This window comes from Tissierella creatinophila DSM 6911 (assembly GCF_001940565.1).
GTDB classification, from domain to species: Bacteria; Bacillota; Clostridia; order Tissierellales; family Tissierellaceae; genus Tissierella_A; species Tissierella_A creatinophila.
Map to the genome: position 1 here is coordinate 1 of NZ_LTDM01000025.1, position 20,972 is coordinate 20,972.

Below are 20,972 nucleotides of genomic sequence, written 5' to 3' on the forward strand. Positions count from 1 at the left end.
GATTTCTTATTTTACTAGTAAGTTTAGTATTTTATAAGCAAACTAGTATTTATATTTTGTTGATTATATCATCATATTTTAAGATATATATTTTAAATAGTACTAAAATAGTACTTTCCCAAAATAAAAAAGTCTTGAACCCTCTGTTTTCAAAGGTTTCAAGACTTCTTTATCTCACTCCAAGTCGTAGGTTGCGGACTTCTAGCTCCTTAACAGTCGCTACAAGCCTCGCCAACCCTGACGGGGGTAACTCCATCAATTTCATCTACGCCAAAGGCGGCTTGATGAAATTTGGGAGTTACTCCCACTCTTCATTTATTAATGTCCTTTGAGTGCAAAATGCTTTAATTTAGATATTATTCAGCAGCTCATTTCTGTTCTGTGCATATGATTTAGGTAGATTTTTAACTTATTTTACCCGTTCCAGTCCCAGTTCCGGTTAAAACAAATTAAATTCATAGTTTACAAACCATTTTAAATTTCTAAAATATATATTTTGCGCAAATATTAAACCTTATATCTAATATCTATATATATATATGTGCTAACATCAATGTTTTCCATTTATAGTTATATGTTTTATGGTATTAGAACTCAGTTATTGATATATAGCTAAAATTTCCACCGTTTTATAATTCTGGTCTGGATATATTTCATACAATCCCTCAGCTCTTTCACTCATGTTTCTTCTTAATGTTCGATTTAATTTCATAAAATCTTTTAATGGATCATAGAAAGGCTTTTTCATATTTATTAAATTGTTAGAAGTAACCCTTGCAATAATGGTAACTTCTAAATCTTCATATTCCTCTAAATCCTCGTATTCTACTAACATATTATTACCTACTAGTTTAGAACATATTAATGAATCTTCAATATCAATTAAAACTGGTATCTTAACATCTGATACTTCAAAGAAGATTTTAAATGCCTCTTTTTCAGTTTCACCCATACCATCATTTACAATTGAATCCATTAACATTGGCTTGAATCTTTGGATTGTTTGTGTAATATCAAATTCCTCTGGAACATTCATATAACCATTAAACTTTATTATAAATCCCCTAGCTATTGTATTAATGTCCCACTTTGATGATTCTATAAAATCTGCAAAATCTTCCCTTCCATTAAGTAATTTTTCAAATGCAACACAATTATACAGAAGGCTTTCTTTAACCTCTGCTTTATATTTTTTTGAACCTTTCAAATCTCCTCCAAAAACTTTTAAATTCATGTGAGCAGATTTATCATCTGAAATCTCATACTCTTTAATTGTCGGTGTTTGTCAAGTAAGTTGTCTTGTAATTACAGAACTATATTCCATTATTTTTTTCTCATCATAATAAATAACATTTCCAAAAATATTAATCACCTCTCAATTTAAATTTGTCTCATTACACGATTATTCACTAAGCTATAATCAAGTTTACAATCATTAGAAATCAGTGTTTTTTCTACCATCCATTCATATGCTAATCTGCTCTTATGATATTCTTCAGTTTGTCCTCTAACTTAGTAATAACCCCAGTAACCAATGCGTTACCCATCATAAAATATCTTTGCCTTCTAGTCATACCTGTATTGGTCCAATTAGGTGGAAACATTTGTAGTAATTCTGCCTCAACTTCTGTTATCTTACGGTTTTTATTTAAATGTTTATCATATACTATATGAGTTGATCTATTTACTGAACTCTCACTTGTCAACATAGTCCTACTTGGTAAGTCTAATGAATCTGGAAATGACATATTTCCTTCAGAAAATATATACTTATGACCTGATTTACTAGTTCTCTCTATCCTTTTTGATCCTTTTAAATACTCCCATTTTTCTAATTCTTTACCTTCTATTGCATACTCTTCAAGGCTTGTCCCTTGGTATTTTTCAGCCTTTTTTATTACCTCTCCTAACGTATAAAGTTCTTCTTGTGATTTTTCTATTACATCAAAATTTATAATTTTATTATTTACAAATAATCCTGTGGTTAAGAATTTTTCACTATTATAATTATCTGATATATCTACTGCATCTTTAAATTCTTCTATAGATTTTTCTTCTATTTCCACATTTTCTGTTTCAACTGGAAATATATCATTGAAGAAGCCATCTTCTTTTAGGTATTTTTCTTTATCTTCTATCTTTATAATCCCTTGTGAATACTTTGTCTCTTTTAATGATGCAAATATGAAAACCCTCCTTCTCCTTTGAGGCATTCCATATTCACCAGCATTTATCATTCTCCATTGAACTATATATCCTAAATCTTCTAAGGTTTTTAACATAACTGCAAAGTCCCTACCCCTTTGATTCGCAGGTGACTTCAATAATCTATCTACATTTTCAAGAAGTATAAATGGTGGTCTCTTCTCATATAATACATCGACTATATCCCACCATAAGACGCCCTTCTTACCTTTAATACCCATCTCATTTGACAAACTTCTTGCAACAGAATAGTCTTGACAAGGGAATCCCCCAACTAATAGTGTATGATTTGGTATTTCTTTTTTATCCACTTTATTTATATCTATATTACTATGATTCTTATGACCAAATCTTTTTATATAACATTCAAAAGCAGGTTGTGTTTTAGTAGATGGCTCCCATTGGTTTGCCCATACAAAATCCCAATCACCATTTTCAATTGCTAGACCTGTTTTTTCATCAAATCTTTTTATATGATTTAAACCAACCCTAAATCCACCTACACCTGCAAATAATTCAACAACCTTTAAGTCCATATGATATCCCTCCGTTTGATACTTCTATTTTACCTTATTTCTTATAAAAGATCAAACCTTATTTTAGTTTATCTTTAATTTGTTTCAATATATAATCATTATTTAACCAAAAGCACTGTTTTGTCATTCTATTTCCATCTGGCAATAAATCTGTATCTCTTTCTATCTCACCATTTCCATATTTTATACCATTAATTACATGAGCTCCCTTCCGTGCATGGGGTCTAACATGTAATATTTTCGTATTGGATTTCTTAGGCAAATTATTTCTTATTGGATAATCTGGCCTTTTTATTGTAAATTTAACACCTTCTCTAAATATATTTACTGCCCTCTGCCACTCTTCACGCAAACTTCCTTCAATATCATCTACAGGCATATTCCAAAACTTTGCACCTTTTAAATAATAATTATTTTGTTTCTTCTTGTAAATTACAAATAAAAATTTTGTTTCGGTAAAGTAATTATTAATATCTGATTCTTCCCAATTTTGCTTTATTAGTTCCATGGTCTTAAAAGCCGGAAATGACATCGACTCCCTTAACTTCTTATCAGACTCTATACGCACTGCCTTAACTTCTATGTTGGCTTTCTCAAATTCTTCAGCATTCTTTGTCTTTACTCCTAGTATCTCCAATGCTAAACGACTGTATCTATTCTTACTCTTTATATTTTCATCATCGAAGAATTCTTTAAATAAATCTGTATCTTTGATATTTTTATATTGATTGATTTTATTTAAAACATATTCTTCAAACCCTAATACTGTATCATCTTTTAAGATTTTATCTTCTCTTTCACTACCTCCAGTTATGTAATTTCTCAACACGTATGTCATATAGGAAGTTTTTAAAGAAAACGCTCTAGGTTTTGCTAATATTTTAGAATTAGGTTGAGGAGTTCTATTTTTAGAATTAGAAGATTTTGTAGCTGCTCCTAAATATAAGGTATCTCCTTCTGACAACTCATGAGCTTTTCCATCTATAACCTTTTGTCTAATTTTATAAAAATCACTTTCTATAATTCTTAAATCTTCTCCTTCTGGGCTGAGCATATATATATAATTAATCATATAATCAAGTCTATCTTCTATATTTGGTTCCCATAAATAATACACCAGCAATATATTTTTTAATTTTTCCCAAGCATTGCTGTTGTAGAAATCCATATTTATAATTTTCATATAATTTATCATAGATATTATTAATCTTTCCTTAGCAGATATAGTACCATTTTTATTTATTTTATATGGTGTGACTTTTAATTCCACCTGAGCATCTGAAAAATCAGCCTCAGATATGTTATCTGCTTTGTAGTGAAAGTATCTTTCTTCTACAATTTCACCTAATCCACCTTTGCGATTTTTGTTTTCATAAGATATCCTATACTCTTCCTCTGTAACTTCCTTTACTACCTCTGTCAAAAAATATTTATCTGCATCACAAATATCTTTAAATGTCTTACCTTTCAATTCCTGTGCATATTTATAAATAGATTCCTTATCCTTCGAATTATATCTCTTATACATTTATATAACCCCTTCTTTTGATTACTTATCTGCTTAATTACTTTTGAGTCAGATTTATTGTGATATAAGCCCTTATCTATATTATAGAGTAAAGTATAAACATAAACAAATAGAAGAAGTGTATAAATTTCAAATATACTTTCTTACCAGAATATTTTGTATCTTCATTATCTCTTTCGATATATTATCATTCTCTTTTTTAAAATCCTCAATATCCTCCCTATAGATAATTCCTGTAGTATTTACTCTTTTAGCTATCTGATTAAGATTGTTTGCATTCCTACCAATAAGAGTCTGCATCTTCCTAAACTCATTCATATCTATTACAAATATAGGAGCTTCCAAGACACATTTTCTTATAAAATGTCCCATTGATTTTGACTTAGAAAGTTCTAACTTTTTCTTAAAAAGTTTCTTTTCTTCCTTGGTTAATTTAATTTCTATCCTTTCATTTCTGTATCTATTAGCCATAGTATTCCTCCTTTCTATAATATTTTTAACTAGGGTCTTAGGGGGAACCCCTAAATCATTCTGATAGGAACAAGTAGAAAATTTTATATGTAGAAGTAAACCCAACAGGACTTACTTTTACAATTTTCTCGTAGCTGTCCGTACAGCTACTGTGCTTGCTACTAAAGTTTTAATAGACACAAGCGATTTGTAACTGTAACCTACTATTTCAAAAGTCCTCAAATAAGGCATTGATTCTTATCCTCATCCCTACAAGCCTTGATATTTCTAGACTTCCATTTCTACCAGCCTAATTCTAAGGGTTTTAAAAACTTGGTTACAAGTTACAAGTTACAGACTGTTTCTAGCCAATCACTATCGTTCTTGGGAAACAGGTTGTATTAGACCTACTAAACCTCATTTCATTCGCTAAGTTAGATCTTAAACAAAGTTACATTTTTCTTTCTCTCCTGTGTCCATTTCTATCTGCTCCGACTCTTGCCATTCTTTTGGTAAATCATCATTATCAACTTCTATAAAATCATTTTCTTTCTTTTCTCCCTTCTCATAATAAAGTTTTACTGGTATAGATATTCCACTAGGAGAAATTCTTTTAGTCTTTGATGAGCGAACTGGCTTCCATTCTGGAAAATAATTATCCATGATTTCAGAAAAAGATTTTGATTTAATCTGATAGCCTTGCATGGATAATTCCTTAAAACAAGTTATATTTGGTTCTTGCGTTTTTACTTTGTATTCTTCTAAAAAGTATCGAATATCTTCTACATCTGGATTAAGATACTTAAACTTTTCTTGTTCCTGGTAAAGATCTTCAAGTAACTCTTTTGGTATGGTCCAGGAGTGTTTCTTCTCTTTATAGAGCTTATAACCATAGGCAAGGGCCTGGTTAAAATCATCTCGAATTGAATCTAGATATTCTTTTTCTGATTGTTCACCTTGAAGATCCTTGTCTATATAAATGGCCTTTTTTCTATTTTCCTTATGACATTCTACAGGTAAATATCTTCTTTCTCCAGTATGGTCATTTAAAAAAGTTCTTTCATTTAATGTTCCAATTAAAATACAAGTCCTAGGAACATCGGTAGAAAATTTCTCATAAGGGATTCTTATTCTATCACTTAATTTAGATAAAAATGATTTTGCTTCATTAGCAGACTTTGCATTTCTTAAAGCCACAAACTCTTCAATTTCTACTACTGTCTTCCCCATTAGATTCATAACAGCATCTTTACCTTGAATATTTTCTATAGTGCAAAACCAATCATCTTTGATAGCCATGTATCTAGCAAAGGTGGATTTTCCTATTCCTTGACCACCTACTAAGACCATCATCTCATCAAACTTAGATCCTGGTTCAAAGACTCTTTTTACTAAACCTAAAATCATATGCTCCATGATCCAGGTATTTAATTCTGTATCATCAGCTCCTAGATAAGTGGGTAGAAGTTTAGCTATTGCATTTCTATCTCCCTTCCAAGTTAAACTTTTGAGATACTGTTCTGGTGGACTTATTTCATATTGATTAGCAACAAAGCGAACTGCATCCCACATTTTATTGGCATTGTAATTAAGTCCAAAATGCTTTTCTATTTCAAGTCCTATCCTATTGTTTAGTGAGTCATCCCATAGCCTAATTTGATTTGGCTTTATGCCTTTTTCCCCTATAATTTTACCTTGAAATTTAATCTCATTGGTAAATTTATCATAGAAGATTTGTCCTTCGTATATTTTCTTAGCCTTACAATATTTTGGGTTAAGGAGTACTGTTACAATATTTCCTGTAATCTGCTTTACGTTACCTTTTACTGTTTTCTGTAAATCGATTAAAGAATAGGACTGGTCTATTTCAGGAAAAACTAGTTTAAACTCTTTCATAGGCCCTGGTCCTTTTCTTGTATTGAAAATGTCTGCTCCAGTCAAAGGCCACAAAATTTCCAAGGCCTAAGACTTTCTCTATGGTCTTTTCTACATAGTCAAGATACTTTCTATCATCCCTTCTTTTCTCATTGGTGGCTAGGCGATTTAAAGGAGTCATTAAAAAGAGTTCTTTCATTAAGTTAGGATTTCCATCTGTATAGTTTCTAGCAAGTACTAGAAAGGTAAAGTCATCCCTGCTATGGTCACCTGTTAGACTAGCTCCTGAGATAAGCATGCTTGCCTTTCTATTGGTTCTTTCCATGGTGGTTAGTATTTCATCTAGGCTTAGGTCATCAAGTCTAGATGACTTGTTTAAGGGCTCATATTTATATTCTCTAATTTGTTTTAGGGTAGATGATTTCTCCTGTGTCCATTTCTTATAAAGTCTTTTTAGTTCACCATCTTTTTTTAAGAGCTTATTACTTCTAGGAAAGAAAGATCCATCCCCTATATTTCCTGTAAGAGCTATATATCTATTTTTCTTGTATATCTCAATTCCTCTACTTGATAAGTTAAGATTATCTGGAATAGTCCCTTGGACAAAAATATGGATTCCCTTGCCTGATTGGGATAACTCCATATATGTTCCTGTAAAACTCTCTATAATTTCTTTTGCCATAGGAGTTAGCTTGCCACCTTGAATTGCATGGTCTAGGTCTATACAGATAATCCTATCTTCCTCCACTAAAACAAAGCCTAGAGGTCTATTCTTAGTCTTAGCTTCATTGAAATCTATCCATCGCTCTGGATGATTCCAATCATTAGCTTTTCCATCAATTAAGGAAAAAGGAAGCTTGGCTACTTTACCATTTAATTCTTCCTTTCTCCAACCTACAAACCTTCTTAATTTTTTCATTTCTTCTGGTATATATTTATATTTTTCCATTCTTTTTACCTCCCTATGCTGTTCAAAACAGACCCCATATAGTAAAATGAATTTGGTAGAAACATTCCATATGGGGTGTGCCTTTGGCCTTTGTGCTAAAGGCTTTTTTCTTTTTTGATTTCATAGTAAATTTCTATTAAGAATCTTAAAATCTCTTGGTCTTCCTCTTCTAATCTTCCATATTTCTTTACAACTTTTGCTAGTCTAAATATTTCTAGAGCAAATTTATCTTCAAGTCTATAATCAGCTTTAATTGACACAGGGGGAGAAGTTAATGAACTGATAATATAGTCTTGCTTGGTAAGTCCACTTATTTCTACTTTTCTATCCAACAATTCAGCTTCTTCCTCTGTTGCTCTAAAAGAGATTATTTTGTTTCTTTTTCTTTTACATGATTTCTTATTTTCATGACTCATCTTCATCACCCAGCAATTTCTCCCATTCATCCTCTAGACTTTCTTTTCTTATATTAGATAAGGAAATGGCCATATCATTTTGCTTGCTTGGGAATAAGTGGGCATATCTATAGGTTATATCAATAGATTCATGGCCTAATCTATCTGCTATGGCTATTGCTGAATAACCTAATTCAATTAAGAGAGATACATGGGAATGTCTTAGGTCATGGACTCTAATTCTCTTAACTCCAGATTTTTTGCTTCCTCTAGTCATTTCATGATGTAGATAAGACTTGGTAATTGGAAATAATAATTGATCCGCCTTTAGCTTGTATATTCCAGCCATATATTTTTCCATTTCTTCTGCTAAAAAGTCTGGCATAACAACTGTTCTGATACTTTTCTTAGTCTTAGGCTCTGTAATAATATTTTCTCCACCTATTCTTTGTAGAGATTGATTTACTCTAATAGTATTATTAGTAAAATCAAATTTTTCCTTTGTTAAAGCCAGTAATTCTCCTGTTCTTAATCCACACCAATATAAGATTTCAAAAGCATGAAATGATAATGGCTTATCCTTAACTTCTTCTATAAATTTATCATACTCACTTTCAGTCCAGAACTTCATCTCAGAAGCTTCCTTTTCTCCAATAGATCCAACATCCCTTGCTACATTAGATTTTAGATTATAATATTTACAAGCATGATTTAGGATACTACTTAATTGTGCATGTATGGTTCTTAAATAAGTCTGAGAATATTTTTCTCCATTACTGTTTTCTTCTTTTATTAGTTCATTCTGCCATTTTACTATTGTTGCTTTAGAGATTTCATTGACTTTAAGATCTCCTATATAGGGAATAATCTTTGTGCTTATTATTTGTTCTTTAGTTTTCCAAGTATTTTCTCTTAATCTAGGCCTCATATCTTTTTCATATACTTCAAAAAAATCCTTAAATGTCATATCAAGATTTCCAGATTGTTCTCTTAAAAAGTTTTCTTCCCACTTTAAGGCTTCTTTTTTTGTTTTGAATCCTCTCTTCTTCCTATTAATTTTTTCACCTCTCCAATTGGTGTAGGTGAATTTGGTAAACCAGGTGCCATTTCCACTTTCATCCCTATAAGCTCCCACTACTAGGCCTCCTTTCTTTCTTGATAGCAATACTTGTCTAAGAAATATTGTCTATTAATTTTGCCTCTTTGAACCCTATAGCCTAATTCAACTAGTTCTCCATTCATTTCATTTATTATTTGATAGGCCGTAGTTCTGCTAACTTCTAAAAAATCCTGTACTTCCTTTGCATTCATAAAAATCTTATTCATTTTTTTCTTCCCCCTTATGTTTTTATTTATAAGCTTCTCATCAATGAATAAATGACGAGCATCAATTTGGTTTCCTTATAATCAAATAGCACAATTTCGTGCTATTTGATTATATAATATCAGCACAGTTTCGTGTTGTCAAGACTAATTTTAAATTATTTCTATTTATCTTTCCTATAACAAGAGATTTCATTGAATTTATAATCGTTCACTTCTGTTGCTATAAATGATATCTTGTGATAAAATAAATTAAAATACTACCAAGAGGAGTTTAAAATGATTTCAGGTGAAAAGCTAAAAAAGTTAAGATTACTTAGAGAATTGACACAGAAGGAATTAGCAATAAAATCAGGACTTACAGATTCTGCTATAAGGAATTATGAATTGGGTTATCGTTCGCCTAATAAGGATCAATTAATAAAAATAGCCCAAGTTTTAGACTGTGATGTATCTGCCTTAATTGACCATACTCCTATTTCTAATTTTGAATTTATGCAAATACTTTTTGATTATGAAGAAGATTTAAAAATCAGACCCCTAATAGAAGATTCTACAATAGGGCTACTTTCCCACGATATGAACTTAAATGATTTTCTAGTGGAATGGGATGAAATGAGAAAAAAACACTATAACGGCGAAATTACAGATGAAGAATTTGAGGATTGGAAGCTCTCATATCCTAAGAAGTCTAGATTAAGAAAATAATTTTTGTATTATAAAAATATGGCTTGAATATTAACCCTATGGATTTCGATAGGTTAATATTTATATAAATAAACCGTGTTAGATTCGACACGGTTAAATATGATTTAATTTTAAACTGGTCGATTTCGACCACTTATAACACACAAAAAACACCATAGATTCTTGTTAAGATTTCTATGGTGTCTCTGTGTACAGTTCCCTGGAACTAAGCCTGTCGATATTATTAAATTATTAAAGTCTTCTAAGGAAATATTCATAATGTTTCAATTATTATAAATTCCCCTATTGACTCAAATAGAGCGTATCCACTCATCGTTAAAAATATCTCGGAATTCTTCCATTACATCTTCAAATCGTGTTAGCCCTTCTACTTCCAATTTTCTTGAGAAAGCTATTGAATTGTCTTGTGCCAGTGCGGACCAAAAATACTGTACCATTTTCTCTGCAGTAAGACGACTCATTCTCCCAATAGTTAAATTTACTCCACTCTTAATATTAGCTGGTACCGTTTCTGATGATAAAATAGGATCAAATATCCTCTCATGTAAAAATCTCATTAGTTCCTCTTCTTTAGTCATAATATTTCACCTCCTATACCCAACTTAAAGATTTTGGCGTTATTGGTAAAATGCCTTTTGCAATTCTTAAATTCTCTAGCCACGTTTTACAGCCTACCATATCTGTCTTATCCAAATAATAACCAACGTTTGGTCTTGAACTAATTGCTTTCCTATGACTTCTTAAAATACGAATAGCCTCCCGTATCTGCTTTTTTGTAGCTCCCATTGGTACTATAATTGCTTCAATATCTTGGAACTTGATTGCATTGAGTCTTCCTAAGTGATTATTCATAACTTCAGCAACATATAAGTTTACATCTCTTTGTTTCATCTTCTAAACCTCCTTATTTTTTTATTTTACCCTTTCATATATTCCAATCACTAACAGTAAATGATTATACTCTAAAAAGATAATTTTGCTTCGGGAGTATATTCATTTCCTACAATATCGAGAGGAATACGATCTAGCCAATCTGCTCCCCATTTATCTCGTGTTTCCTCAACAGCAAGTTTTCCTGACTCTGTCAATACTCTTGCTTGTCGTTCTGACGAAACTGCCAATGATGGCTTATTTCCCGAATAATAGCCTGCTGTCGAACTAGGACTTTTCCCGTATTTTCTTGCAAAATTGGATATTTCCTTTGGTGTAACAGTCCCTCCTTTTCTATAAATTTCTTCAAGTATGGCAATTTTTCTTACTTCACCTACAGTTGTGGTAATACTTGTATTTTCAGATTCTAGCCGATTAATGAGCGCTGATACCTTTGCCTCAATCTCTTTTAATTCACTTAAAATTGTTTTCATGTTTTTATCTCCTTTCAAATCAAAGTCCATTGCATTTTTCATTCCTTGATATTATCCATGATAGCAAAGATATAAGTTTCTGTCAACCATTGTTTCTTTCATTAAATGATTTTCATAATGGTTTAACCTTTATATTTCTATGATACTTAATGAGCTATACCTCAATCTTTCTTGTATTGTATTTCTTTGCATTATCTAATAATTACTTGCTGTAAAACAGAAAACAATAAATATACACACAAAAACACCATAGAATCCTATCCAGATTTCTATGGTGTTTCTATTTGTAAGCCAGTCGGAACTATTTATTAAATTATTCTAAAAAACTTTTTTACCCAATTTTGTTCCAGTTGATGATTTTTAATCTCTGTAAGCATTGGTTTTATAAGCTTTTATCTTTATTTCTTACTACTCCCACTCAATAGTAGCAGGTGGTTTGTTTGTTATATCATATACTACTCTATTTACTTCTTTTATTTCATCTGTTATTCGTTTTGATATCTTTCCAAGCAAGCTCATTGGAATTTCTACCCAATCAGCTGTCATACCATCTTTAGAATTTACTGCTCTTAGAGCTATAGTGTGGCAGTAAGTTCTTTGTCCATCTACTACTCCTACAGATTGAAGATTAGGTAGAACTGCAAAGTATTGCCAAATATTTAGCCCTGCTTTTTCTATTTCATCTCTATATATAAAGTCTGCATCTCTTAGAATGTCTAGTTTTTCTTTTGTAAGTTCCCCAAGACATCTTACTCCAAGACCAGGTCCTGGAAATGGCTGTCTATCTACTATATGTGCTGAGATTCCTAAAGCTCTTCCCACTTCTCTTACTCCTTCTTTGTAAAGCGTTTTTAATGGCTCTACAAGAGTAAATCCAAATTTTTCTGGCAGTCCTCCTACATTATGATGGCTCTTTACTGCTACTCCTCCATCTTCATTTATACTTTCAACTATATCGGGGTAAATTGTTCCTTGCACTAAAAAGTCTATATCTGTTAACTTTTCTTTTTCTTCTTCAAATACTCTTATAAACTCTTCACCTATTATTTTTCTCTTTTGTTCAGGGTCTGTTACACCTTTAAGTTTATCTAAAAATCTAGCTTCTGCATCTACTGTTATTAGATTCATATGATATTCTTTTTTAAATACTTCTTCTACTTGTTCTCTTTCATTTTTTCTAAGTAGCCCATGATCTACAAAGATGCAGATTAGATTATCTCCTATTGCCCGATGAACAAGCACTGCTGCAACGGAAGAATCCACTCCACCTGATAGAGCGCAGATAGCTTTTCGTGTCCCAATGGTTTCTTTTATTTCTTCTATACTTTTTTTTATAAAATCTTCCACTTAATTTCCTCCTATTGTCTACTATAGTTTGGAGCTTCATTTGTAATTTGAATATCGTGAGGATGGTTTTCTACTAAAGAGGCTGATGTTATTTTAATAAACTGAGAATTTTCTTGAAGAGATACTATATCTTTTGCTCCTACATACCCCATACCAGACTTAAGTCCACCTATTAGTTGATATATTACATCTCCTAGAGGCCCTCTAAAGTGAATTCTACCTTCTACTCCCTCAGGCACATATTTTTTAGCATTTTCTTGGAAATATCTATCCTTACTTCCCGCATCCATTGCTCCAAGTGAACCCATACCTCTATATTCTTTATATCTTCTTCCTTCATAAAGAACTTCTTCTCCAGGGCTTTCCTCAGTTCCTGCGAAAAGTGAACCTGCCATTATTACATTTGCACCTGCTGCTATTGCTTTTGTTATATCTCCAGAGTACTTTATACCACCATCTGCTATTACTGGTATATCATATTCTTTTGCAGCTTGTGCACAGTTCATTATAGCTGTGATTTGTGGTACTCCTATGCCTGTTACTACTCTTGTAGTACATATTGAACCTGGACCTATACCTACCTTTACTGCATCTGCTCCAGCTTCTATAAGGTCTACTGTGGCTTCAGCTGTAGCTACATTTCCAGCTATTACTTGAAGTTCTGGATACTCTCTTTTAATCTTAGCTACCGCTTCTAGTACACCTTTAGAGTGACCGTGAGCTGTATCTAGTACTACCACATCTACTTGGGATTTGACAAGTGCTGCTACTCTCTCTATCATGTCTCCCGTAACTCCTACAGCAGCTGCTACTAGAAGTCTTCCTTGGCTATCTCTAGCTGACCACGGATATTCTATTGTTTTTTCTATATCTTTTATAGTTATAAGCCCAACTAGTTTATAGTCTTCATCTACTAGAGGAAGTTTTTCTATTTTATATTCTTTCATAATCTCTAATGCCTCATCCATCTCGATTCCTTTTGTAGCAGTTATTAAATTTGTTTTTGTCATAACTTCATCTATCTTTTTTGTAACTTCTTTTTCAAATCTTATATCTCTATTTGTTATGATTCCAACTAATTTATTTTCATTATCTGTTATAGGAACGCCTGATATACGATATCTTTCCATTAGTTCTAGTGCATCTGATACAGCGTGGTCTTTCGATAAATAAAATGGATCAGTTATAATTCCATGTTCTGATCTCTTTACTCTATCTACTTCTAATGCTTGGGTTTGTATACTCATATTTTTATGAATAACACCTATTCCACCTTCTCTTGCTATTGCTATAGCCATTCTGCTTTCCGTTACAGTATCCATACCTGCTGTCATAAGTGGTATATTTAAATTAATTTTTTTAGTTAATTTAGTATTAATATTGGTTTCTCTAGGAAGCACCTCAGACTTACCAGGTACTAAAAGCACATCATCAAAAGTCAAACCTTCACCGACAAATTTCACTTAAAATTCCTCCTCAATAGTTTTTTAATAGTATATCACAAATAGAGTATTTTTACATTAATCTCGGGAAAAAAAGTATAAAATATGACAGATAAAGGATTATTTTTCCCTTATCTGTCATATTTACATAAATATATATGAAAAAGTATTGAAAAAATATCCTATAATTAATATTCCAGTACTTACTAAAGATATAAATATCCATAGTAATCTTTTTTTAATTATCTTTGAAAGCATAACTATAGAAGGAAAAGAAAGTGCGGTTACTGCCATCATAAATGAAAGTGCAGTTCCAAGTCCTACTCCCTTGTTTACTAGAGCTTCTGCTATAGGTAGTGTGCCAAATATATCTGCGTACATAGGTATTCCAACTATAGTAGCTAATAGCACTGAATACCATTTATCTTTTCCAAGTAGTGCTGTAATTATTTCCTCTGGTATATAGTTATGAATAGCTGCTCCTATCCCAACACCTATAATCACATATAACCATACCTTCTTTACAATATCTAAGACTTGATCTTTTGAAAATTCAATTCTATCTCTTGTTGTTAAGTCTTCTTCACTTATGTCTATTACTTTATTGTTATATACAAATTCTTCTACATCCTCTTCAAGACCTAGTTTACTTATGACACTTCCACCTATTATCGCTAAAACTACCCCTACTATTACATAGGCTAGTGCTATTTTAAAATTAAATATGCTTGCAATTAAGATAATAGAGGCCAGATCTACTAATGGTGATGATATTAAAAATGAAAATGTCGTTCCTATCGGAAGACCTGCTGATGTAAATCCTATAAATAGCGGTATGGATGAACATGAGCAAAACGGTGTCACTGTTCCAAGTAAAGCTGCTAATATATTTGAAGTTATCCCTTTGTATCTACCTAATATTTTTCTAGTTCTTTCAGGCGGAAAGAAACTTTGTATATATGATATAGAAAATATAAGTACAGATAGGAGTATAAATATCTTTATAACATCATATATAAAAAAGTGGATACTTGCTCCAAGCCTAGTATCTATTGAAAGTTTAAACCCTTTCTCAACTATCCATTTTACTATATCCCATAGCCATTGCATTTTTAGAAGTTGAGCATTTAAGAAACTTAATATTTTCATATTAACCCCCTTTCTTTTATTTAAAGATTATCTAAGTTTCATTTCTTTTCCAACTGTCTTTTGCCAAGCATCAAATATAGGTCTAATTATTTGTGCTCCTATCTTTGATATAATAACTAATTCTGATTGTTCAAAGTTTTTATCTGTTAGTTTATAGTCTATTCTTTTATTTACAACATCAACTTGGTTCCATCCATCTTCTAGTTTAAAGAATCCCTTTATTCTGTAGCTATCCTTTTTTATAATATCTAAAAACTCTGTTAGTTTTTTCTTTTCTAAAGTCTCTTTAAAGTTAAGTGTCAATGTCTTTGGTTTGTTTTCAGGTGTATTTGTAGTGTTCTCTATCTCTACCCATTGGCTTTTTAAAAGATCTTTTTCTAAAAACTTGTAGTTTATTTTACCATCTATAGATTCTACTATATCCGCTGCTTTATTTATCTCTCTTATCTTTTCTTTTATCTTTTGAAGAGTATTTTCATCTATTAAATCTACCTTTGAAATGACCACTAGATGGGAAAATTTAAGTTGTCTTTCAACTGTCTCAATATCTTCTATTTGGTCTAAAAAGTTTACTCCGTCTATTATGCAGATAGCCCCTTTATAGTCGTATACATCCCCTTTAGATATCTTTACTGCTTCTAAAAACTCTCCTATATTAGATGGGTCTGCAAGTCCTGAACTTTCAACAATTACGTATTTCATCCCTCTATCTGCCATCTCTATAAGGGCTGAAACAAAGGATAATTGCATACATGAGCAAAATATAGATCCCCTATTTAATTCTACAAGTTCCATACCCTCTCTTTGAATTATAGTACCATCTATTCCAATTTTGCCAAATTCGTTCATTATAACTGATACCTTTTCTTTAGATAAGTCATTTAATACATTTGTAAGAAAAGTAGTTTTTCCTGCTCCTAAAAATCCTGTAAGTAAATATAGATTTGTTTTATTTTCCATTTATCTTACCTCCTAATTTTTTTCTATTAACTCTTTTATTTTTTTAACTTTCAATACTTTTCCTGTTGAAACTATTTTTTCATCAATTACAAGCGTTGGAGATGTCATAACTCCATATTTTACTATTTCTAAAAGATTTTCAATCTTTTCTACACTAGCTTCAATCCCTAATTCATTTATGGCTTCCTTTACATTTTCCTCCAAAGTATCACATTTATCACAGCCCGTTCCAAGTATTTTAATTATCATTTACTTCACGCTCCTTTTTATTTTATATTACAATACAAGTTTTCTTCAAACTTTTCCATATAAGTTATAAATTCTTTTATTTCTTCTACCTTTTCTTTGTTTATAGAATAATGCATCCAACGCCCATCTTTTCTAGCTTTTACAAGCCCTACTTGTTGCAAAACCTTCATGTGATGGGATATTGTAGGTTGTGATAAATTTAGTCCCTCTATAATCTTGCAAGCACAAATTTCACCACAAGATAGCATATCTATTATAGTAAGCCTTGTTTCATCTCCTAATGCTTTAAATATATCTGCCTTTTCTTTCACTAAATCACTCCTGATATAGATATATGTCTATGTATCTATATATAGTATAGATCTAAAGTTTTCCTTTGTAAAGCAAAAAAAATAGGATCAGATAACTTTTTTCAAGTTAACTAATCCTATTATATTCTTTTGTAACACTTCATTGCTTTACTAATATAATAAAATGATGATTAAATATTTAATATTTTTAAGGATATATTTTAAATATAGAGGTGTTTTGGATGGAGAATATAAATTTAAAACAAAGCGAAAAGAAAATATTGCATTCGATAGCTCTTGTGAGTCTACTTTTTTGTCTTAAACTTTGGGGAGGTCTTTCTTCAAAGAGTTTAGCACTTCTTAGCGATTCACTCCATTTAGTTACAGACTTTTTTGCACTTATAATAAGTTTTATTGGTCTTAGGATGAGTTCAAAGCCTGCAAATAGAAAATATACATTTGGACACTTTCGCCATAGCATACTTACGGCTCTTATAAACAATATGTTTTTAATAGGTATATCTATGTTTATTCTTTATGAAGCCATTAAGAGATATTTTAATCCTGTGATTGTAGAATCTAAGACTATGATGATTTTCTCTATACTAGGAATCATAGTAAATATAATTATCTACTTAAATTTGAGAGGCGACTCAAACAATATGAACGTAAAGACAGCTCTACTTCATTTTATAGGAGATGGACTCGCTGATTTATTTGTGCTTATAGGAGCTATTATAATTTATTTTACAAAAATTATGTTTATAGATGTATTTCTTTCAGCTATACTTTCTATTATAATAATGAGGAGTGCTATTAAAATGTTTATTGAGTGTGTAAAGATATTTTTAGAAGCAGTTCCAGAAGAGATTATAATAGAAGATTTAGAAGAAGAACTTCTAAAAGTAGAAAATATAATAGCTATAAGAGACATACACGTCTGGAGTCTTTCTAAAGAGATGATTTCACTAACTGCTATTATATCTACTTCAATAGATGATCCAGTTATGCGTGAAAATCTAATTCATGAGCTTCAACATCTACTTCGAGATAGTTTTAACATAGTTCATTCTACAATTCAACTAGAGAGAAGTCCTTGTAGTAGTTGCTACCACAGTAAAGAGGATCATAATGAAGAATGTACTATGTGTATAGATTGGGACAGGGGGAGAGGTTTACTGTCCAAAAAAGTATCCTAGCTTAAATGGAAAATAGGACAAGGGACCTGTCCCCGTGTCCTACCCGTGTCCTATTTCCCAGTATCTGATATGTTTAAGAGTTCATCTGGAAAGGGATCCCATATCGTTTGGTTTATTAAATTTTTATCTTTAAAACGAAGTACATATGATTTTAAAAGATTTACAGGCACACTTAAGTGAACTTTTTCTTCTCGATACTTTTCAAAACTATCTAAGATAAACCTTTTTTCTTCTTCATTGAGTTCTTTTGAAAAGTATCCAAATATATGCATAAGACTATTTATATAGTTTGTATATTTTGGAGGATTTAAAAGTGCTAAACTTAAACCTTCTTTGTATTTTTGAGCGACTTCTTCAAAAGAAAGTTTTTCATGATTTGCAACTATTTTTCCTAAAGCTCTACTATGGTTTTGATCATACGCCATAAATAAATATTTATTGTCTGCATGAAATTTTACCAAGTTTTTCATTGTACCAGTTTCTTCTATTTTTTTAAATCTTTTCATAGTATATAGCTTTGTTAAAAAATGTTCTCTGATCTTTAAGTTTGTAAGTCTACCTTCTTCTTCTATAGGAAGATGGGGGAATTTTTCTAGTACAGCTCCACCAAAAACTCCAGCATCTTTTCGAAGGACTGGAGCTTTACCGCGTCCATTATATACCTTTACATCTTTTATCCCACAAGAAGGAGATCTTCCCTTTAAGATAAATCCATCTATATCTTCTAATCCATCTAGTACTCTATCATTGTACTCTTTCATTTCTTTTGTAAATAGTTTTTCACTCTCTGGCTGATACACTTCTAGTTTTTCATCTTCTTCTATAAGTCGTATAGGTTTTCGTGGGGTGCCAAGACCTATTTCTACTTCAGGGCATAGGGTAATATATTCTACAAAGTCGCCCAAACTTTCTACAAAGTCATCATGTATAACATCACCATTATATCTACAATTTGCAAATCCAAGGCATTTACTTACAACTATTTTTGGTTTATTTCCCATAATTATCTCCTTATCGCTTTATATCTGTACTTATTTTTCCATCAGTTAGTTCTATAATTCGGTCACCTTTTTCAGCTATTTTTTTATCGTGAGTAATTATTATAAATGTAGATTTAAATTCTTCATTTATTTTTCTAAGTAGCTCATAAACTGTTTCTGTAGTTTGTGAATCTAGATTTCCAGTTGGCTCATCTCCTAAGATTATATCAGGATTATTTATAAGAGACCTTGCAATGGCGGCTCTTTGTTGTTGACCTCCTGATATATCTGTAGAGAGGTTATTTTCAACTTTACTTATTCCAACCATATCTATAAGATACTTTGCCCTATCCATAGCTTCTTTATTTACTCGACCATGTTTTATCCTATAAGGCATAAGAACATTTTCAAGAACTGTAAATTCTGGTAATAGATAGTGAAACTGAAATATAAATCCTATAGTTTCATTTCTAAGTTCCGCTAACTTTTCTTTATTTAGAGAAGATATGTTTTTACCATTAACTAGCACATCTCCATCTGTTGGTCTATCCAGTGTTCCCATTATATTCATTAGGGTAGATTTACCACTACCTGATGCACCTATTATAGAGTTAAAACTAGACTTTTCAAAGTTTAAATTTAGATCAAATAAGACCTGTGTCTTTACCTTTTCTCCATATATTTTATTTATCTTTTTTAATTCTAATACATTATCCATTTTTAATCACCTCGATTGGGTCTAGTTTTGATGATTTTCTGGCAGGTATAAGGGCTGATAATGTTGATGCCACTATTGCTACTGCTACAGATATAGCTACAAAAGTATAGTCTAAGAAAAACGGTACTAAAGGTGTTCCATCAGCGTTTTTTACAAAGTTTGAGAATATATATGTCAAGCTAAGACCAAGAGCTGTTCCAAGTACACTTCCAATTGTGCCAAGGATAAGACCTTGAAATAAGAATATAAGGCTTGCATCTTTGTTTTTTATTCCCATAGCTTTTAATATACCTATTTGTCTAGACTTTTGCACTACCGATATTGCAAGAACTGATGCTATGCCAAGAAGTACTGCTAGTAAGACAAAGACTTGTATAAGATAAGATGAAGCTGACTGACCAGCTAGACCTGAAAGAAGTTCTTCATTTTCACCTTTCCAGTTTGTTGTAGTGAGATTTTCATCTAAGTCTTTTTCTATATTTTTAGCTATTATATCTGCATCAAATACTTCACCAACTTGAGTTTCTATAGAAGATATACTCCCTTTTTTACTAAATATCTCTTCGGAAGTTTTTATAGTCGAAAGTGCCCATGAGTTATTTATAGCTTTTACTTTTAAATCATATATTCCAGATAGTTTTACTTCTTCTAGCCCTCCATCTGGAGTCACTATATCTAGTTTGTCTCCTACTTTAAGTTCTAAGTCATTTACTAAATCTTTTCCAAGCATAACTTCTCTATCCGTTGATGGTAAATTACCTTTTACTATCTTTTCTTTAAATTTATATATCTTGTTTGCATCTTTAAACTCCATTCCTCTAACTAAAATAGGATATGTTTCACCATCTAGTGTCAAAAATGCTGATGAATCTAATGATTTTGATACTACTTGTAAGTCTTTATTTTGCTTTAAGTCTGTTATAAGGTTTTCATCTTCTTTAAAGTAGTTTTCTTTATCACTTGGAACTATTGTAATATGGGAAGAACTTCCTATAGTTGTATCTATTAAACTCTTTTGAAGTCCATCTATTAAAGAACCTATAAATATTTGAACCGAAACTCCTATGGCTATTCCTATTACAATAAGAAGGGTTTGACCTTTACTTGATTTTAAAAATCTTAAAGCTATATTCCATGCCAATCTCATATTTTATACACTTCCCCCTTAAATGAAAATATATAGCTCGTTGCAGAACTCTGTAGCGAGCTATTTTACTGCATTTCAATCTATTGAAATGGCTGGGATTCCCCCGATTTTGGGTATATATACAGTATCAAGTTGTTTATAACTCAAAACGGAAATTG

23 protein-coding genes are annotated in these 20,972 nt (G+C 31.4%); 2 read left to right on the forward strand and 21 right to left on the reverse strand.

Going from position 1 to position 20,972, the window contains the following annotated elements:
• Positions 1-598: 598 nt before the first annotated feature.
• The 9 genes from TICRE_RS07550 to TICRE_RS07590 form a co-directional block, all read right to left on the reverse strand.
• A complete protein-coding gene (locus tag TICRE_RS07550) occupies positions 599-1,234 on the reverse strand; it encodes a hypothetical protein (protein WP_198927528.1) in 636 nt (211 codons plus the stop codon).
• Between the two features lie 238 nt (positions 1,235-1,472).
• On the reverse strand, positions 1,473-2,741 hold the full coding sequence (gene dcm / locus TICRE_RS07555; RefSeq protein WP_075726730.1) for a DNA (cytosine-5-)-methyltransferase: 1,269 nt from the start codon (positions 2,739-2,741) through the stop codon (positions 1,473-1,475).
• Positions 2,742-2,799: 58 nt separating this feature from the next.
• The gene (locus TICRE_RS07560; RefSeq protein WP_075726732.1) at positions 2,800-4,269 is read right to left on the reverse strand and encodes a Sau3AI family type II restriction endonuclease; all 1,470 of its coding nucleotides are present in this window, start codon (positions 4,267-4,269) and stop codon (positions 2,800-2,802) included.
• Positions 4,270-4,398: 129 nt separating this feature from the next.
• On the reverse strand, positions 4,399-4,740 hold the full coding sequence (locus TICRE_RS07565; protein ID WP_075726735.1) for a plasmid mobilization protein: 342 nt from the start codon (positions 4,738-4,740) through the stop codon (positions 4,399-4,401).
• A gap of 420 nt (positions 4,741-5,160) precedes the next feature.
• The gene (locus TICRE_RS07570; RefSeq protein ID WP_075726737.1) at positions 5,161-6,615 is read right to left on the reverse strand and encodes a VapE domain-containing protein; all 1,455 of its coding nucleotides are present in this window, start codon (positions 6,613-6,615) and stop codon (positions 5,161-5,163) included.
• Entirely contained in the window at positions 6,602-7,543 is a 942-nt protein-coding gene (locus TICRE_RS07575) for a hypothetical protein (protein WP_075726739.1), read from the reverse strand. The genes TICRE_RS07570 and TICRE_RS07575 overlap by 14 nt, the downstream gene beginning before the upstream one ends.
• Before the next feature lie 95 nt (positions 7,544-7,638).
• Positions 7,639-7,965 (reverse strand): plasmid mobilization protein, encoded by a 327-nt coding sequence (locus tag TICRE_RS07580; protein ID WP_233120170.1) that lies wholly within the window; start codon positions 7,963-7,965, stop codon positions 7,639-7,641.
• Positions 7,949-9,073, reverse strand: a complete 1,125-nt coding sequence (locus TICRE_RS07585) for a site-specific integrase (protein ID WP_075726743.1) — start codon at positions 9,071-9,073, stop codon at positions 7,949-7,951. The genes TICRE_RS07580 and TICRE_RS07585 overlap by 17 nt, the downstream gene beginning before the upstream one ends.
• Positions 9,074-9,075: 2 nt before the next feature.
• Complete coding sequence (locus tag TICRE_RS07590) at positions 9,076-9,264, reverse strand: hypothetical protein (RefSeq protein WP_075726746.1); 189 nt, start codon at positions 9,262-9,264, stop codon at positions 9,076-9,078.
• Between the two features lie 276 nt (positions 9,265-9,540).
• Here TICRE_RS07590 and TICRE_RS07595 point away from each other — a divergent pair, with 276 nt between their 5' ends.
• The gene (locus TICRE_RS07595) at positions 9,541-9,969 is read left to right on the forward strand and encodes a helix-turn-helix domain-containing protein (protein ID WP_075726748.1); all 429 of its coding nucleotides are present in this window, start codon (positions 9,541-9,543) and stop codon (positions 9,967-9,969) included.
• 290 nt (positions 9,970-10,259) lie between these two features.
• On the opposite strand, the gene TICRE_RS07600 is transcribed toward TICRE_RS07595, so the two are convergent.
• The 9 genes from TICRE_RS07600 to TICRE_RS07640 all read right to left on the reverse strand — a co-directional run bounded on the left by TICRE_RS07600 (position 10,260) and on the right by TICRE_RS07640 (position 16,791).
• Entirely contained in the window at positions 10,260-10,547 is a 288-nt protein-coding gene (locus tag TICRE_RS07600) for a hypothetical protein (protein ID WP_075726750.1), read from the reverse strand.
• Between the two features lie 13 nt (positions 10,548-10,560).
• Positions 10,561-10,860: a hypothetical protein gene (locus TICRE_RS07605; RefSeq protein ID WP_075726752.1), complete on the reverse strand. Its 300-nt coding sequence runs from the start codon at positions 10,858-10,860 to the stop codon at positions 10,561-10,563.
• Positions 10,861-10,931: 71 nt separating this feature from the next.
• Positions 10,932-11,363, reverse strand: a complete 432-nt coding sequence (locus tag TICRE_RS07610; RefSeq protein WP_143583100.1) for a hypothetical protein — start codon at positions 11,361-11,363, stop codon at positions 10,932-10,934.
• A 378-nt stretch (positions 11,364-11,741) separates the two neighbouring features.
• On the reverse strand, positions 11,742-12,680 hold the full coding sequence (gene guaA, locus TICRE_RS07615; RefSeq protein WP_075726756.1) for a glutamine-hydrolyzing GMP synthase: 939 nt from the start codon (positions 12,678-12,680) through the stop codon (positions 11,742-11,744).
• Between the two features lie 11 nt (positions 12,681-12,691).
• A complete protein-coding gene (gene guaB, locus TICRE_RS07620) occupies positions 12,692-14,143 on the reverse strand; it encodes an IMP dehydrogenase (RefSeq protein ID WP_075726758.1) in 1,452 nt (483 codons plus the stop codon).
• Positions 14,144-14,266: 123 nt separating this feature from the next.
• Complete coding sequence (locus TICRE_RS07625) at positions 14,267-15,271, reverse strand: permease (protein WP_075726761.1); 1,005 nt, start codon at positions 15,269-15,271, stop codon at positions 14,267-14,269.
• Between the two features lie 27 nt (positions 15,272-15,298).
• Complete coding sequence (locus tag TICRE_RS07630) at positions 15,299-16,231, reverse strand: CobW family GTP-binding protein (protein WP_075726763.1); 933 nt, start codon at positions 16,229-16,231, stop codon at positions 15,299-15,301.
• A 12-nt stretch (positions 16,232-16,243) separates the two neighbouring features.
• Positions 16,244-16,480 (reverse strand): thioredoxin family protein, encoded by a 237-nt coding sequence (locus TICRE_RS07635; RefSeq protein WP_075726765.1) that lies wholly within the window; start codon positions 16,478-16,480, stop codon positions 16,244-16,246.
• A 17-nt stretch (positions 16,481-16,497) separates the two neighbouring features.
• Positions 16,498-16,791, reverse strand: a complete 294-nt coding sequence (locus TICRE_RS07640) for an ArsR/SmtB family transcription factor (RefSeq protein ID WP_075726767.1) — start codon at positions 16,789-16,791, stop codon at positions 16,498-16,500.
• A 221-nt stretch (positions 16,792-17,012) separates the two neighbouring features.
• Between TICRE_RS07640 and TICRE_RS07645 the strand changes: the two genes are divergently transcribed.
• The gene (locus tag TICRE_RS07645; protein ID WP_075726769.1) at positions 17,013-17,969 is read left to right on the forward strand and encodes a cation diffusion facilitator family transporter; all 957 of its coding nucleotides are present in this window, start codon (positions 17,013-17,015) and stop codon (positions 17,967-17,969) included.
• Between the two features lie 50 nt (positions 17,970-18,019).
• On the opposite strand, the gene TICRE_RS07650 is transcribed toward TICRE_RS07645, so the two are convergent.
• Genes TICRE_RS07650 through TICRE_RS07660 form a run of 3 tightly spaced genes read right to left on the reverse strand, consistent with a single transcriptional unit; the run spans position 18,020 to position 20,814 of the window.
• On the reverse strand, positions 18,020-18,970 hold the full coding sequence (locus tag TICRE_RS07650) for a YbgA family protein (protein ID WP_075726772.1): 951 nt from the start codon (positions 18,968-18,970) through the stop codon (positions 18,020-18,022).
• Positions 18,971-18,980: 10 nt separating this feature from the next.
• Complete coding sequence (locus tag TICRE_RS07655) at positions 18,981-19,667, reverse strand: ABC transporter ATP-binding protein (protein WP_075726774.1); 687 nt, start codon at positions 19,665-19,667, stop codon at positions 18,981-18,983.
• Positions 19,660-20,814 (reverse strand): ABC transporter permease, encoded by a 1,155-nt coding sequence (locus TICRE_RS07660; RefSeq protein WP_075726776.1) that lies wholly within the window; start codon positions 20,812-20,814, stop codon positions 19,660-19,662. Before TICRE_RS07660 ends, TICRE_RS07655 begins: the two co-directional genes overlap by 8 nt.
• Positions 20,815-20,972: the final 158 nt, after the last annotated feature.